The sequence below is a fragment of the Polyangium mundeleinium genome, from assembly GCF_028369105.1.
Lineage (GTDB): Bacteria > Myxococcota_A > Polyangia > Polyangiales > Polyangiaceae > Polyangium > Polyangium mundeleinium.
In genome coordinates this window covers 313,025-328,070 of the sequence record NZ_JAQNDO010000001.1, presented here as the reverse complement: position 1 = coordinate 328,070, position 15,046 = coordinate 313,025, and the positions used below count along the sequence as shown (strand labels likewise).

Annotated in this window: 14 protein-coding genes; 4 read left to right on the top strand and 10 right to left on the bottom strand. The window is 67.9% G+C overall.

What is annotated here, in order from left to right:
• Positions 1 to 24: 24 nt before the first annotated feature.
• Positions 25 to 936 (bottom strand): non-homologous end joining protein Ku, encoded by a 912-nt coding sequence (gene ku / locus POL67_RS01355; protein WP_271914711.1) that lies wholly within the window; start codon positions 934 to 936, stop codon positions 25 to 27.
• 45 nt (positions 937 to 981) lie between these two features.
• On the opposite strand from ku, the gene ligD reads away from it, so the two are divergent.
• Complete coding sequence (gene ligD, locus POL67_RS01350) at positions 982 to 3,546, top strand: DNA ligase D (RefSeq protein ID WP_271914709.1); 2,565 nt, start codon at positions 982 to 984, stop codon at positions 3,544 to 3,546.
• Positions 3,547 to 3,552: 6 nt separating this feature from the next.
• Here the strand turns inward: ligD and POL67_RS01345 are convergent, their stop codons facing one another.
• The gene (locus POL67_RS01345; RefSeq protein ID WP_271914706.1) at positions 3,553 to 4,515 is read right to left on the bottom strand and encodes a LysR family transcriptional regulator; all 963 of its coding nucleotides are present in this window, start codon (positions 4,513 to 4,515) and stop codon (positions 3,553 to 3,555) included.
• A 77-nt stretch (positions 4,516 to 4,592) separates the two neighbouring features.
• On the opposite strand from POL67_RS01345, the gene POL67_RS01340 reads away from it, so the two are divergent.
• A complete protein-coding gene (locus tag POL67_RS01340; RefSeq protein WP_271914704.1) occupies positions 4,593 to 5,435 on the top strand; it encodes a type 1 glutamine amidotransferase domain-containing protein in 843 nt (280 codons plus the stop codon).
• Between the two features lie 6 nt (positions 5,436 to 5,441).
• Here POL67_RS01340 and POL67_RS01335 read toward each other — a convergent pair whose 3' ends face one another.
• From POL67_RS01335 to POL67_RS01325, 3 genes are all read right to left on the bottom strand, one after another.
• A complete protein-coding gene (locus POL67_RS01335; RefSeq protein ID WP_271914701.1) occupies positions 5,442 to 6,056 on the bottom strand; it encodes a hypothetical protein in 615 nt (204 codons plus the stop codon).
• The gene (locus tag POL67_RS01330; RefSeq protein WP_271914699.1) at positions 6,053 to 6,505 is read right to left on the bottom strand and encodes an STAS/SEC14 domain-containing protein; all 453 of its coding nucleotides are present in this window, start codon (positions 6,503 to 6,505) and stop codon (positions 6,053 to 6,055) included. The genes POL67_RS01335 and POL67_RS01330 overlap by 4 nt, the downstream gene beginning before the upstream one ends.
• A gap of 126 nt (positions 6,506 to 6,631) precedes the next feature.
• On the bottom strand, positions 6,632 to 7,078 hold the full coding sequence (locus POL67_RS01325; RefSeq protein ID WP_271914696.1) for a hypothetical protein: 447 nt from the start codon (positions 7,076 to 7,078) through the stop codon (positions 6,632 to 6,634).
• 177 nt (positions 7,079 to 7,255) lie between these two features.
• Here POL67_RS01325 and POL67_RS01320 point away from each other — a divergent pair, with 177 nt between their 5' ends.
• The gene (locus tag POL67_RS01320) at positions 7,256 to 7,489 is read left to right on the top strand and encodes a hypothetical protein (protein WP_271914693.1); all 234 of its coding nucleotides are present in this window, start codon (positions 7,256 to 7,258) and stop codon (positions 7,487 to 7,489) included.
• Positions 7,490 to 7,831: 342 nt separating this feature from the next.
• Positions 7,832 to 8,776, top strand: coding sequence for a hypothetical protein (locus tag POL67_RS01315; RefSeq protein WP_271914692.1), 945 nt, complete (start codon positions 7,832 to 7,834; stop codon positions 8,774 to 8,776).
• Between the two features lie 106 nt (positions 8,777 to 8,882).
• Here POL67_RS01315 and POL67_RS01310 read toward each other — a convergent pair whose 3' ends face one another.
• From POL67_RS01310 to cysD, 5 genes are all read right to left on the bottom strand, one after another.
• Positions 8,883 to 9,482 (bottom strand): SRPBCC family protein, encoded by a 600-nt coding sequence (locus POL67_RS01310; protein WP_271914690.1) that lies wholly within the window; start codon positions 9,480 to 9,482, stop codon positions 8,883 to 8,885.
• A 138-nt stretch (positions 9,483 to 9,620) separates the two neighbouring features.
• Positions 9,621 to 10,514 carry a ferrochelatase gene (gene hemH / locus POL67_RS01305; RefSeq protein ID WP_271914689.1) on the bottom strand — a complete coding sequence of 298 codons (894 nt, stop codon included), beginning with the start codon at positions 10,512 to 10,514 and terminating at the stop codon, positions 9,621 to 9,623.
• A 54-nt stretch (positions 10,515 to 10,568) separates the two neighbouring features.
• On the bottom strand, positions 10,569 to 12,116 hold the full coding sequence (locus tag POL67_RS01300) for a DUF2330 domain-containing protein (RefSeq protein WP_271914687.1): 1,548 nt from the start codon (positions 12,114 to 12,116) through the stop codon (positions 10,569 to 10,571).
• 58 nt (positions 12,117 to 12,174) lie between these two features.
• On the bottom strand, positions 12,175 to 14,094 hold the full coding sequence (gene cysN, locus POL67_RS01295; protein WP_271914684.1) for a sulfate adenylyltransferase subunit CysN: 1,920 nt from the start codon (positions 14,092 to 14,094) through the stop codon (positions 12,175 to 12,177).
• A 1-nt stretch (position 14,095) separates the two neighbouring features.
• A complete protein-coding gene (gene cysD / locus POL67_RS01290) occupies positions 14,096 to 15,031 on the bottom strand; it encodes a sulfate adenylyltransferase subunit CysD (RefSeq protein WP_276075308.1) in 936 nt (311 codons plus the stop codon).
• Between the last annotated feature and the right edge of the window lie 15 nt (positions 15,032 to 15,046).

The window sequence follows — 15,046 nt, the reverse complement described above, 5'->3', positions numbered from 1 at the left end:
GCCGACGACGCTGCTCGCTCTCCGTTATCCTGCTTTCCTCACGCGCTCGCGCGGCGCGCGCCTCGGCGCGGCCTTCTTCACCGACGGACGCGCGCGCTCCTCCGCAGGCGCCTCCTCGGCCGCGGCCTCCTCCGCTTCCTGCGGCGCGGCCGCGGCCGGGGCCTTTTGTTTTGCGGACAGGCTCTGCTTCAACGCCTCGAACAGATCGATGATCTGCGCCTGCGGCTCGGCCGGCGGCAGCGAGATCTCCTGCCCCGCCGCCTTCTTCTCGATGAGCTCCGTCAGCCGCTCTTGGTATTCGTCGTGGTAGTTCTCCGGGTGGAACGCGTCGGTCGACAGCTCGCTGATGAGCCGGTCCGCGAGGTCCTCTTCTTGCGGCCGGAAATCCACCTTGGCCGGCGGCGCGATCTCCTCGAACGGCCGCACCTCGTCCGCGTAATACACCTGGTGCATGAGGAGCCCGCCCTTGTACGGTCGCAAAAGGACGAGCTGATCCTTGCCGCGGACGCCATACCGGCCGACCGCAAACGTCTTCGTCCGCTCCATCGCGTCCGCGAGCAGCTTGTACGCCCGCGCGCCGCCCTTGTCCGGGCCCAGGTAATTCGTCTTGTCGATATACAGCAGGTCGACGGTCTCGGCCGGGACGAACTCCACGATATCGATCCGGTCCGTCCGCTCGGCGCGCACCGCGTCGAGGTCCTGATCGGTCACCTCGATGTATTGCTCCCGCGCGTACTCGAACCCCCGCATCGTGTCCGATCGCTCGACCACCTCGCGGTCGTACGGACAGAACAATTGTTGCTTGACCCGCGTCCCACATTTCTTGTGAAGCATGTGAAAACCGACGCCGTGGGAAGACGTGGCCGTGTACATCTTGACCGGAATGGAAACCAGGCCAAACGAGATGGTCCCCGTACCCGTGGATCGCGCAGCCATGCGCATCGATCCTTGCAAAGGTCGTGGACGATCCCGGAGGCCCCTGTGGACGGACAGGCCAAGCTCGATGCATACCGGAAAAAGCGTGATCCCGGGCAAACCCCCGAGCCCTTCGGGGGCCCTTCGAGCTCGCCCGGTGCGACGCGGGAAGGCGCGTACGTCGTGCACCTGCACGACGCTCGCCGCCGCCATTACGACCTGCGCCTCGAGGTAGGCGGCGCGCTCGAGAGCTTCTCCGTGCCCAAGGGACCCACGCTGAATCCGGGCGAGCGCCGCCTCGCCGTCCGCACCGAGCCGCACCCCCTCGAATATCTCCATTTCGAGGACGTCATCCCCGAGGGCAATTACGGTGCCGGACCCATGATCGTCTGGGACTCCGGCAGCGTTCGGTACCTGGACGAACCCGCCGAGGAGCAGTTACGCAAGGGCAAACTCGAGTTCGAGCTTTCGGGCCACAAGCTCCACGGCCGCTTCCTCCTGGTCCGGCTGAAGGACTCCGAGAAGGACTGGCTCCTCTTCAAAAAACACGACGCCTTCGCGGCGCCCGGCGGCGACATCGTCCAGGAAAAACCCCGCTCCGTCCTCTCCGGCCTCGACATCGGCGAGCTCGGCCACGCCTCGGACATCGCCTCGGAGCTCGAAGCGCGCGCCGCGGCCCTCGACGCGCCCGTCGGTTCCATCGAGCCAACCATGATCCCCATGCGCGCCAGCCCGGCGCCGAAGGGCTTGCTCGGCTCGAACTACATCTTCGAGCTCAAGCTGGACGGCGTCCGCTGCATTGCCCGGAAAAACGGCGCGGACGTCCTCCTCCAGTCGCGAAACCTCCGCGACGTCTCGCGCGTCTATCCCGAGGTCGCGCGCGCCGTCCACAAGCTCCCCGCCGCCCGCCTCGTCCTCGACGGCGAGATCATCGCCCTCGACCAGGCCGGCCAGCCGAGCTTCCAGCGCCTCGCTCAGCGCATCCACCTCGCGAAAGGCGCCGACATCCGTCGCGCCGAGACCCGAATCCCCGTCCTTTTCGTGGTCTTCGACCTGCTCGCGATCGGTGACCGCGACCTGCGCCGCCTCCCGCTCCACGCGCGCAAGGAGCTCTTGCAAAGCCTCGTCCGCGCGCCCGGCGAAATCCGCACCCTCGACATGATCGAGGGCGACCCCACCCTGCTCTTCGATTTCTGCCGCGAGCGCCGAATGGAGGGCCTCGTCGCCAAACGCAGCGACGCCCCCTATCGCCCCGGCCCCTCCCGTTCGTACGACTGGATCAAGCTCAAGTGCGAGCGCGACGACGATTTCGTCGTCGTCGGTTATACCCTCGGCGAAGGCGGCCGCGCCCGGCTCGGCGCGCTCGACGTCGCGGCCTACGAGGCCGGCGAGCTGCGCTATCGCGGCAAGGTCGGCAGCGGCCTCGACGCAAGTTCCATTGAAGCCCTGCTCGCGCGCCTCACCCCCCTGCGCACGGACAAACCCACCGCGCGTGGCCCTTACAACGCCGCGCCGCGCGGCCGCGTCCACGTCCGCCCCGAGCTCGTCGTGTCCGTGCGTTTTTCCGGGTATACCGACGACGGCAATCTCCGTTTCCCGGTGTTTCGCGGGATCCGGGACGACGTCGCGCCCGAGGAGTGCGTGGCCTCGCCGCACGCGGATCGAGAGGAGGCCGAGATCGAACGCCTCGCGGCGGAGTCCACCCACACGGGCGGCGCCGCGGATGAACCGACCCGGGTCCCCGTCGCCAACCCCGACAAGGTCCTCTTCCCCGCGGACGGCATCACGAAGCAGGACATCGCCGAATATTACGCCGCCGTCGCGCCCGTCCTTCTGCCGCACCTCGGCGACCGGCCGGTGATGCTCGTGCGGTATCCCGACGGCATCACCGGCAAATTTTTTTATCAATGGAACGTCCCTGCAGGCTTGCCCGCCTGGGTGCCCACGCTCCGCGTCCGCCTGCCGGGGCGCGAGGACCTCCTCGAAGTCTTCCACATCCGCGACGAGGCCACGCTCCTCTACGTCGCGAACCTCGGCACGATCCCCATTCACGTGATCGCCTCCCGCGTCCCGCACCTCGAAGAGGCCGACTTCTTCAACATCGACCTCGACGTCAGCGGCGGGACCTTCGCCAACGTCATCACCCTCGCGCGCTCGCTCGAGGATCTGCTCAAACAGATCGGCCTCACGGGCTTTCCCAAGACCTCCGGCCAGTCGGGCCTGCACGTCTTCGTCCCGCTCGGCCCCGCGATCTCCTACGAGACGGCGCGCGCGCTCGCCGATCTGCTCGGGCACATGCTCGTCCGCAGACACCCCGACATCGCCACCATGGAGCGCTCGAAGCAGCGCCGCGGCCCGCGCGTATATGTCGATACCGGACAAACCGGCGCGTCTCGCACCATCGTCGCCCCCTACGCCCTGCGCGCGGTCCCCGGCGCGCGCGTCTCCACGCCGCTCACCTGGGACGAGGTCGACGATACCCTCGATCCGCGCGCCTTCGACATCCGCACGGTTCCCCGCCGCGTCGCGCGCATCTTCGACCCCATGGCGGCACTGCTCACGGAAACCCCCTCCGTGCTCGCGGCCATCGAGCGGCTCGAAAAGCTCGCCCTCGGCCGCCACGTCGCCTGACGCCCCTCACGGACGCTTTCGGGCGGGCGCCTCCGTCGGCACGAGCGCCCCAGGGCTCACGCGCCCTTCACGCGCCGTCGCCACGATGTAATCGATGAGCGCGCGCACCGGGCGCGAGGGCTCCACGCTCTTCGGGTAGAGCAGCGAAAACGGGCGGCTCTTGCCGCGAAAAGAACCGAGCACCTCGACGAGCGTGCCGCGCGCCACCTCGTCCTCCACCAGAAAGTCGTACACCTGCACCAGCCCCACCCCGGCGCGCGCGAGCGTGACGATGCCGAGCACGTCGTCCGAGCATCGATAAGGTGCCTCCGGCTCGAACCTCTCCGGCGCGGGCATGAACGTCCACGGGAGCACGCGGCCCGAGCGCGGCATGACGAAGGCCACGCAGGTATGCTCGTCGAGCTCGTCGGGCGTGCGCGGCGCGCCGTGGCGGGCGAGATACGAGGGGCTCGCATACACGCCCAGCGCGAAATCGCCGAGCTTGCGCGCGACGAGGGTCTTGTCGTCGATGGCGCCCATCCGGATGGCGAGGTCGTAGCCGTCACGCACGAAGTCGACGTTCTGGTTGGAGACGTTCACCTCGACGCCGATGCCGGGATAACGCTCGCGAAATGTGCCGAGGGAGGGCAGCAGGCGGTGATGGCCGTACGTGGTGGGCACGCTGATGCGCACGCGCCCCTCCACGGCCTTCTTTCCGCTGGCAAGCTCGCGTTCGCCCGTGGAGAGGAGCGAGAGGGCCTGCACGCAGAGGTCATAATAACGGCGCGCCGCGTCGGTCGGCGCGAGGCTGCGCGTGGTCCTGCGGAACAACGTGACGCCGAGGGCGCGCTCGAGCCGGGCGACGCTCCGGCTGGTGGCCTGCGGGGTGACGGAGAGGACACGCGCGGCCTTGGTGAAGCTGCCGGTCTCGTACGTGCGGCAAAAGGCTTCGAGGTTGGGGAGCGTGCCCGCGAGGCTCGGCGCCGTCATCGTTCAACACGATAGTACAAATGCTTCGACGCGGGGTCGTCTACCGGACGCGCACGGGGACGATTATCAAGAGGGGCATGTCGAACCCCGAAACGGATCGGCCGGTCGCCGGTCGCACCCGGCCCGTGTGGCTGCTCGCCGCGGCCCTGCTCGCCGCGTGCGGCGGACCGGCCACGTCCTCCGCGACCGCGAAGGACGTCGTTCCCGACAAACCAGCACCCAAGGAGGCCCCTGTGACGAAGCCTGTTTTGCTCGCGATGACCAGCCACGACAAGAAGGGCGATACCGGCGAGAGCACCGGCGCCTTCCTGCCCGAGATCGCGCACCCGTACGCGGTGTTCGCCCGGGCGGGTATCGTCGTCGAGTTCGCCTCGGTGCGCGGCGGGCGTGTCCCGCTCGACGGCGTCGACCGCGACGACGCGGTGAACGCCGCCTTCCTCGACGATCCCGAGGTGACGCGACGCTTGCACGAGAGTTTGCCGTCGAGCGCGGTGGATCCCTCGCGTTACGCGGCCATCTTTTTCGCCGGAGGACACGGCGCCATGTGGGATCTTCCGGACGATCCGAGCTTCGTGAAGGCCACAGCGCGGATCTACGAGGCGGGTGGCGTGGTGGGGGCGGTCTGCCACGGCCCCGCGGCGCTCGTGAACGTGCGCCTCTCGGATGGCGCGTACCTCGTTGCCGGCAAGCAAGTGAATGGCTTCACGAACGAGGAGGAGCGCGCGGTGAAGCTCGAAAACGTGGTGCCCTTCCTGCTCGAAGATCGCCTCGTCGCGCGGGGCGGGCGCTTCGTCGGCGCGCCGAAATGGCAAAAGCAGGTGGTGGTGGATGGCCGCCTGGTCACGGGACAAAACCCGGCGTCCGCGGCCGGCGTCGCCGAGGCGATGGTCGCGCTCCTGCGCGAGAAAAAGACCCCCTGATCTTCCTCAAGGTCGCTTCCAGGCGAAGGCCTCCGTCGGCACGAGCGTCACGTTCGTCAGGCCATACTTGTCACGCAGGGCGAGCACCCGCTCGGTCGCCACGAGGCAACCGCTGAATCCCCAGGGCACGAAGACGTCCTCGCCGCTCCACGTCGGCTCGTCGATCGTCATTCCCTCGACCAGCACGACCTCGGCGCCGCCCATGCATTGCAGGCAATCGGGTTCGCCCTCGCGCACGACGTGGCTCCGCTTCGGGTCGATCTGCGTCATTCCGTAGCCGGCCATCGCGAGGTGATACCGCGCATGCGGCGCGGCCGATTCCGGGTGCACCTTCCGGATCTCGACCTCCTTCAGCCCGTGCAGCCCCGAGAGCTTTTCCGCGCGCCACGCGTCGAGGAGACGCTCGGAGATCAGCAAATCGAGACCCGACGCGAACGCCACGTCCCCGGGCGCCTCGCCGCGCGCAAAAAGCTCGGCGCGGAGCGGCGGGAGCCATTCCTTTTCCGTGAGCGTACGCCCGCAGGCCGGGCACGTGAGCCCCTCTTTGAACTGGGGTTCGAGCGGCGCAAAGGCCGTCTCGTGGCTCGACCCGACACCGCTCTGCAAAACGAAAAACTTCATGGCTCGTTGCCTCTCACGACGTTCTGCCCCCCGCTGCGCCGCTCCTCCTCGACGTACGCCCGCGCCTCGGCCTCGGTGGTGAAAAAGGAAAGGGGCCTCATTTGCCGACTCGGACGCAGGAGCGGGATCGCCTTCATCACGAGGTTCGCCACGAGCCGCTGGTGAAAGTTGCCCCCGAACACGACCGTGGCCCGGAGCCACCGCGTGGGATCGAGCTTCAGGGGGAACTTGCGGGCGGCCGGGGTCACCTGCCCGAGCCCCGAGATATCCGAGAGCCAGAAGATCGGCCGCCCTGCTTTCTCGGACAGATCCTCGATCCTCTCGAACATGGTCTGCGTATCGGAGAGGCTGACGTCACCCACGACACGAACGATGAAGAGGTCCGGCGCCTCGAATCGATACCGATGCGCCCCGAGCGACGACCAATCCTCCGACAACTCTGCCTTCACCGCGCCTCCATGCCTCGACGTATCCTCCCCCCCATACCTGGGAACCCTCGCCCCATCGGGAAACATACTGACTTGCGCAACGACCGGCCAGCAAAGCAGGAATGCGGCCTCCGCCGCAGAACGCCCCTACGACGCGGCGTTTTGAAGACGCCGCTGCTCCTCGACGACCGCCCTCGCTTCGGCCTCCGTGGCGCAGAAGACGACCCTGTCCGTCCTCCGCTCCGGCTTCAGGACGTGCAGGGCCTTCGTTACCATGGTCGCGAGGAGCCGCTGGTGAAAGCTGCCCCCGTAGATGAGCGCCCCGCGCAGGAACGGTTTGAGGTCCCGCGCGAGGGCGAGCTTGCCGACCTCCTCGCTCAGCTTCCCGACCCGCGAGATGTCTGCCATCCAGAATAGCCGCCTCCCCGCGCGCGCCGCGAACTCCTCGACGAGATCGAACATGCGCGCCAGGTCGGCGCCGGAGACGTCGCCCTGGGTACGACTGAAGAAGAGGTCCGGCGCCTCGAAGCGATACAGATGCGGACTCCCCGCCCGGAGCGGCGACCACTCCTCCCGAACCTCCGGCTTGACCATGCCTCGACGCACCCTCCGCGTACCGTAAGACCTCGTCCGCGCGAGGGAAGATACCGACCTGCAGCGTACGCGGGCTAGCAAAGTGGAAACTCGAGTGCCCACCCGCCGGAACGCCTGCGCGTGGCTTCGCGTGGTCGTGGTATGAGGGGGTCGAACGCACTTACCAAGGAGATCATCATGCGACGCGCCCTCCAAACCATCGTCCTCACGTCCTTCCTTGGCCTCGTCCTCGCTGCCTGCGGCGGCTATTCGCAGGAGGAGGCCCAGACCAAGTGCGACATCGAACGCACCGCCAAGGCCGCCTGCATGAGCGACGCAGCCTACCAGCAGTGCGTGAGCTGCTTCGAGGAGTGCGGCGACACCTGTGCCATCGCCGAGTCCTGCCCGCTCCAGTACATCTGCTCCGAGTAGTTCTCCCTACTCCTCCCGCCCCACGACCGCGCTGTGGTTTGGAGCACGAAACCCACGCGCGTCGAAAAAAAAAACGGCCTCGTCGCTTTCGTTCGGACGAATGGCCTTCTCAACACATGTAGGAAAGCAGGGGAGGTCTGATCGGCGCATGCCGGCCCGGCCTCCCTTAGGAGCAAGCCCCAGGAGGGCGGATCCGTCCTACCGCCCTGGTCACGATCAACTCGGCTCTGTGCACCTGGCCAAACCAAAAAGTGCATACGCCGGAAAGAGTCTCGTTGCCTCGGCCTTTGGGACAGTGAAACCTTCCTGGGGTTTGCCCCGTCCAACTCGCTGTACGACGCCATGACCATCGACCCCTTCCTCCACGACGAGTCGCCCGACACCCGCCACGACGCACCCACGAAGCGCGCGATGGAAGGGCTCTTCGCCGACGAAGTCGCGTCGAGCGACGGCCCCGCGACCCGCGCCATGAGCCCGGACGAACGGGAGATTGCGCTGCTCGGGCACGAAGAAGGTCGATACGGAGGCGACGCGGAAGCCTGGGACGACGACGAACCCGCCGAGCCGGTCCTCCCCGCGGCGTTCGCCGACTCCGACGATGACGACGCGGCGCTCGCTGCCCTCGCCGAATTGTCAATACGGTCCGATCGGAAGACGTTACCCTCGGCACGCTTTACCCACCTCGGCGAGCCCCGGGCCCCGGGCCCATGGGCCGACCTCGGCTGGGAAACCTCGATGTGCGCGGACGAACCCGCGACCTCCTGGGACGAAACCCCGGTCCCGGCCTCCGAGGAGCCGCCGGTCTCCTCGCCTTCGATCTGGGGACGTGTGCAGCAGTTTGTCGCGCGCCTCTCCATGAAGCGCACGGCGCCGAACCCGGCGGCCTCGCATGCGCGGAGCACGGCGCGCGCGCTCGCGGACCTCGTGTGGACGATGGAGGACGCGGACCTCGAGGTGCTCGCGTCGCACATCGAGCGCGTGGTCTCGTTGCGCCAGCTCGGCCCCGAGGCCTACGCCGAAGCGAGGATCCTCGACGCCATGGGCACGCTGGAGTCGGACGACCGCGCCTCCGGCGGCATTCCGCTCTCGGCGCTGCGCGCACACATGCCGGAGGTATCACGCAGCGCGCTCGACACGGCGCTCTTGCGCCTGGAAGAACGCCGCTTCCTCGCGCTCGCCCCCGCAGACGACGTGCCGGAGCGCGATGCGCTGCACGACCCGAAGCGAGGTTTGCTCGGCCGATGCGCCCTTCTCGCGCCTTCCACGATGGGGGGCTCACGCAGCTAACGCTGCGCTCTGCCCCCCAAACTCCCGGTTCGCGATGGGGGGCTCACGCAGCTAACGCTGCGCTCTGCCCCCCAAACCCCCGGTTTGCCTACCGTACCCCCAACGCTCACTTCAGCTTCGCCGCTTCGTCCCCGACGCGCTCGAACAGCTCCGGGATCGCCTTCTTCTGTGCGGCTTCGCGGATCCAGCCGGGAAGGGCGGTGTTCGGCTCGGCGTGCACCGTGTACACGAGGAGGCTCTTCTTGCCGCCGTCGTGGGGCTTCACCTCCCAGCTCCCCTCGTTGAACTTGTAGTCGCCGCGCAAGAGCTTCCAGCGCCGCGACATCCCCTTGTCGCTCACCTCGTGCACGGCCTCGGTCACGGCCGTCAGGTTCGAGAGCGGGAAGGGCATCGCGATCGTCACCTCGCAGGTGTGCTTGTTCCCGTCCTGCTTGACGAGCTTCGACGCCTCGATGCGCGGCATGCGCTTCTTGTAGCTCGCGCACTCCGAGACCACCTGCCACACCTTCTCGGGCGGCTGATCGATCACGGCCTTCGCCACGACCTTCGGCGTGTCGCTGCCTTTCACCTCGACCACCCGAATGTCGGGCGGCGCCGAGCCTCCGGCGGCGGCTTCGGGTCCGAGCAAGGTCGTGCCGACAAGGGCCGCGCCTCCGAGAAGCGCGAGGGCGCGACGCGCGAAGAGGGACGTTCGTTCGCGTTCCATCTGTGCGGGCCTCCGATCGTGACAGATCGAGAACTACCAGCGAAGCCGCACGCGGGACAAGCCCTTGCAGCACGGAGGCATGCAAAGTTCCATGCCGTTCGTCAGGTACATTTTCCGGGTGGCTGTCGCCGCCAAACCCTACCGGTCGAGCTCCCGCCGCACGACGGCCTCGATCGCGTCGACGAAACGCGGCCGGTCGCACACCGCCTTGGCCCGGTAGAACCGCCCGAGCCCCGCCTTCGCGGCGATCGTCGGCGCCTCGATGTCGAGGTCGTAGAGCGTCTCCACGTGCTCGGCGAGAAACCCGATCGGCGCGACGAGCACCGCGTTCGCACCTTGGGCTCTGAGAGCGGCAAACGTCTCGGCGAGGTCCGGCCCGAGCCACGGCTCGGCGCTCGCGCCCTGGCTCTGGAAGGCGATACGCGTGGAAAAACCACGTGCTTCGAGCCGCGCCGCCACGGCGCCGGCCATTTCGCGGAATTGTGCTTCGTACTTGTCCCCCATGGCGATCACCCGGCGCGGCAGGCTGTGCGCCGAGAGGACGATCGGCACCGCCGTCCGCTCCGCCTCGGGCACGGCGGCGAGCGCCTCGTCGATCGTCTCGACGAACGCGTCGATCAGCGCGGGCTCCATCCCCCAGGCGGGCACCGCGCGGATGGAAAGCTCCGGATGGCTCGCGGCGGCCTCGCGGACGGGCCCGTGATACACGTCGACCGATTGTGGCGCGAGCGGGAGCGACACGAGCGCCCGCACGCCCTTCGCGACGAGCCCAGGCAGGACCTCGGTCGGATACGGATGCCAGAGCCGGCCCGACACGACCACCGGAATGCCGATCCGCGCTTCGAGCGCGCGCGCCTGCGCGTCGGTGATGGCCATGAGCGGCGAGCCGCCGATCGCCTCGAACCGATGCGTGACCTCCGCGAGGAGCTCGGGCGGCGTCGGGCGGCCCCGGCGGATGTTGTTCAGGAACGCGGGGATGTCGGCGGTGCGGGAGACGGTGCCGTGGCAGGAGACGAGGACGGCGGTCGACATGGGGCGTGTGTATAAGGCGAACGAGGTCCGCTGGCGAGCAGCCGGAGCGCGTGTCTACGACCGGCCCGCCCGCCTGCGCCTGAAGAGGCCTCCGACCACCGCGAGGAACCCGAGGGCCATGCCGGCCGAGCCCACGCCGGCGCCGGCCGCCTTGCAGCCGCATCCGCTGTTTTCCTCGGGCGCAATGCATTGGCAAGCCTCGTATCCGGTCCCGTCCTGATTGCAGGCCTGCGCCCCCGGAGATCCACCCGGACACGCGCATTCGACCTGCTCGCCCGGGATACACACCCCGGGGTTTGCCCCGCTGCCCCCCATGCCGCCGCTCCCCCCGTTTCCGCTCGGCATTCCACCCGTGCCGCCGCTGCTGCTCCCCATGCCGCCCATGCCGCCCATGCCGCCGATACCGCCCATGCCGCCCATGCCGCCCATGCCGCCGGTCCCACAGGGCGCGGGGCATGCCGGCGGGGTCCCCTCGGTCGCGCCTTCCTTCACCACAATCGGGCTCGGCACGGCGGTTTGATTCGGCGAAACGCCCACGGTGAGATCCGTCATGAGGCCGTCGGGCCCGAGGTTTCCTTCAAACCGCGTCACCCAGGTCGCGTTTGGGTCGAGCCCCCCGAAAATCGCGTCCAAGTCGGCCGTGCAGCCGCTCGAAGCCTCGGCCGCGTCGATCCCCCACCCGCTCGCCGCGGGTTGCGAGGTGGCCAAAGCGAGCATGTCGTTCTTGAACGTGTTCACCGGGAAAGGCGCGGCATGCTCGACGACCCACCCCGTCCCACCGACGACGTTGAAAGCATCCTGTCGCAGCGACGCGTAGTTGCTCGTCCCCGTGTCCCAGTTCCAAAGGAGGTTGTCCAAAGAAACGGTCACCGAGGGCATGTTCTGGGAATCGACGCGGCCGCCGGCGACGACGTAGAGCCGCGTCGGCAGGGCCATCGGCGCACCGGCCCGCGAGAAGCGCATCGGCAACGTGGGAACCGAGCCTTGCAGCGTGACGCGAATCGGGCGCGTCGCCAACGTGCTCGCAGACGGGGCCATCCTCAGCGCGACGAAGCCATATCCCTGCACAGTCGCGAGAGAATCGATGAGCGCCGCCGTCCCGGCATCAACGGCGTACCCGTGTGCTGCGAGCCAATCTTTGAGGGCTTGCGGGTCGCCGGGTTGCAGGGAGACGATGTTGTAGGGCCCGACCGTCTCCCGCGCGGGAACGACCTCCGCGGGCATTCCACCGCCCCCGCCCCCTGCGCCGCCCATGCCCCCCGTGCCGCAGTCCGAGGGTGGACAAACGAACGGCGGTGGCGTGATCACGGTCTCCGTGACCACGTCGAGATTGTTGAAAAGCGCGTCGGAGGAGAGAGCGATCGTGGCCGACGCCGGCACCGGCAAGACCCACGCGAACGATTCGGGGACGGGCGCGAACTCGACCTGATCGACGACCGTCGTCTTCTGCGCGGAAAAAACGAGCAGCGTGCGGTGCCGCGTGACCTTCGAGGACTCGAACGACGACACGAAATACCCGCTCGTCGCCGTCGCAGTGGGGGCATGCCCGGCGGCCAGCGCGAAAAGGGCGGCGGAAAGGATGTAGACGGGCGCACGACGCATGACGCCATCGGAACACATTCCCAAGGCCTGTCAACGCCGACGACGTGGTGCCACGCACCTACACGATGCGCCCTCGCCGCTCGAGCTCCCGCACGATTCGCTCGGCGCATTCCGCCACGCTCAACTCATGGCTCGGCAGCACGAGGTCCGCATCCTCGGGCGGCTCGTACCGGAAATCGAGCCCCGGCACGTTCGACACGTTGCCCGCGGCGGCATCCCGATAAATCCCGCTCCGATCGACCTCGCGGCACCATTCGAGCGGCGCGGCGAGGTGCACCAGGAAAAACCGCTCCGGGCCCACGAGCTCTCGCGCGCGCTGCCGTACCGCGTCCTCCGGCGCGACCAGCGACGCCACGCAAAGCAGGCCCGCGTCGTTCAGGAGCTTCGCGACCTCCATCGAGCGGCGCAGGTTCTCCGAGCGGTCCGACGCGGAGAAGCCGAGGTCCCGGTTCATCCCGTGCCGCATCGATTGCCCGTCGATCGCCACCACCGCGCGGCCGAGATCAAAAAGCCTGCGCTCGACCTCCCGCGCCACGCTGGTTTTTCCGGACCCCGCGAGCCCCGTGATCAGGATCGTCGTGGGCTGCTGCCCATACCGTTTTTCCCGCTCCTCGCCCGTGACCGCGCTCTCCGCCCGCGTGAGCCTGCCTTGCGCCGGATCGTCCCAGCGCCCTTCCCCGCTCTCGACGATCATCCCCGCGCCGACGGTTCCATTCGTCACGCGGTCGATCACGACGAACGCGCCCGTCGCCCGGTTCTTCGTGTACGCGTCGAACAGAAGCGGCCGGCTCGTGCGTAGCTCCACGCGCCCAATCTCGTTCAACGCGAGCGCCGGCGCGTCGCTCTTCTCCAGCGTGTTCACGTCCACGCGGTGCACGATCCGCGTCACGCTGCCCGGCGTGCGCAAGGGCCCGTGCTTGATCCAGTATTCGCGCCCCGGCACCATCGGCCGCTCGTCCATCCACACGAGCATCGCGAGCACGCGCGTCGAAATCTGGGGCCGATTGTCCGCGTGACACAAGACATCTCCACGGCTCGCGTCGATCTCGCCTTCGAGCGTCAACGTCACCGACATCGGCGCCGCGGCCTCCGCGAGATCACCCTCCCACGCCACGATCCGCGCGACCTTGCTCGTCCGCCCGGACGGGAGCGAGACCACCTCGTCGCCGACCCGCACCGCCCCCGACGCGATCGTCCCGGCAAATCCCCGGAACTCCTGGCTCGGCCGGTTCACGTATTGCACGGGGAAGCGCAGGTCCACCGTGTTCGACGCCTCGTCGAGCGGCACCGTATCCAGCAATTCGAGCAGCGGCTCCCCCTCGAACCAGGGCATGGCCGCGCTCTTCTCGACCACGTTGTCCCCCGCGAGCGCGCTCATCGGGAGGAACCAGTGATGCCGGTCCGGCAAGAGCGCCGCGAAATCGAGGTAGGCGCGCCGGATCTCCTCGAAGACCTCCCGCGAATACCCGACGAGATCCATCTTGTTCACGGCCACCACGACCTTGCGAATCCCGAGCAGGCTCGTGAGGAACGCGTGACGCTTCGTCTGCGTCGTCACGCCCTTGCGCGCGTCGATCAGGATCACCGCGAGCTCGGCCGTGCTCGCGCCCGTGGCCATGTTGCGCGTGTATTGCTCGTGGCCCGGCGTATCCGCGATGATGTACTTGCGCCGCGACGTCGAAAAATACCGATACGCGACGTCGATCGTGATCCCCTGCTCGCGCTCGCTCTTCAGCCCGTCGACGAGCAGCGCGAGGTCGAGCGCGCCGCCCTGCGTGCCGAAGACCTTGCTGTCCTTGGCGACGGCCGCGAGCTGGTCCTCGTAAATGCCCTTCGTATCGTGCAGCAGCCTGCCGATCAGCGTGCTCTTGCCGTCGTCTACGTTCCCGCACGTAAGGAAGCGCAAAAGCTCCTTCCGCTCGTTCCGCGCGAGGTAGGCCTCGATATCGGTATGGGCGAGGTCTTCTTCGTGGCTCATCTCAGAAGTACCCTTCGCGCTTCTTTTCTTCCATGCTCCCCGACTGATCGAAATCGATGAGCCGGCCCTGGCGCTCGCTCTGCCTCGCGAGGAGCATCTCCTGGATGATCTCGGGCAACGTCGTCGCCTCACTCTCGATCGCGCCCGAGAGCGGATAACAGCCGAGCGTCCGGAACCGGACCTTTTTCGTCATCGGCACCTCGCCCGGCCGCAGCGGCAGCCGCTCGTCGTCCACCATGAGCAGCACGCCGTCGCGCTCCACCACCGGCCGCGGCGCCGCGAAATATAGCGGCACGATCGGCAGTTTTTCCTGGTGGATGTATTGCCAGACGTCGAGCTCGGTCCAGTTCGACAGCGGAAACACCCGGATGCTCTCGCCCTTGTGGACCTCCGTATTGTAGAGGTTCCAGAGCTCCGGCCGCTGGTTCTTCGGGTCCCAGCGGTGGTTCTTGTCGCGAAACGAAAACACACGCTCCTTCGCGCGTGATTTCTCCTCGTCGCGCCGCGCGCCCCCGAACGCCGCGTCGAACCCGTATTTGTCGAGCGCAAGCTTGAGCGCCTGCGTCTTCATCACGTCGGTGTGCACCTTGCTCCCGTGCGTGATCGGACCCACGCCGGCCCGCCGCCCCTCCTCGTTCGTGTACACGAGGAGATCCACCCCGAGCTCGCCCTTCACGTAGCCGTCGCGATAGGCGTACATGTCCCGGAACTTCCACGTCGTGTCCACGTGGAGCAGCGGAAACGGGAGCTTCGCGGGGTGGAACGCCTTCCGCGCGAGGTGCAAGAGGACCGTGCTGTCCTTGCCGATCGAGTAGAGCATCACGGGTCGCTCGAAGCACGCGACGACCTCGCGAAGAATGTGGATGCTCTCGGCCTCGAGCATCTTGAGGTGCGTGAGCTTTCCCTGGGCCATGCTGGTCTCGACGCGCTGGGTCAAGGCCCGAGCGTCGGA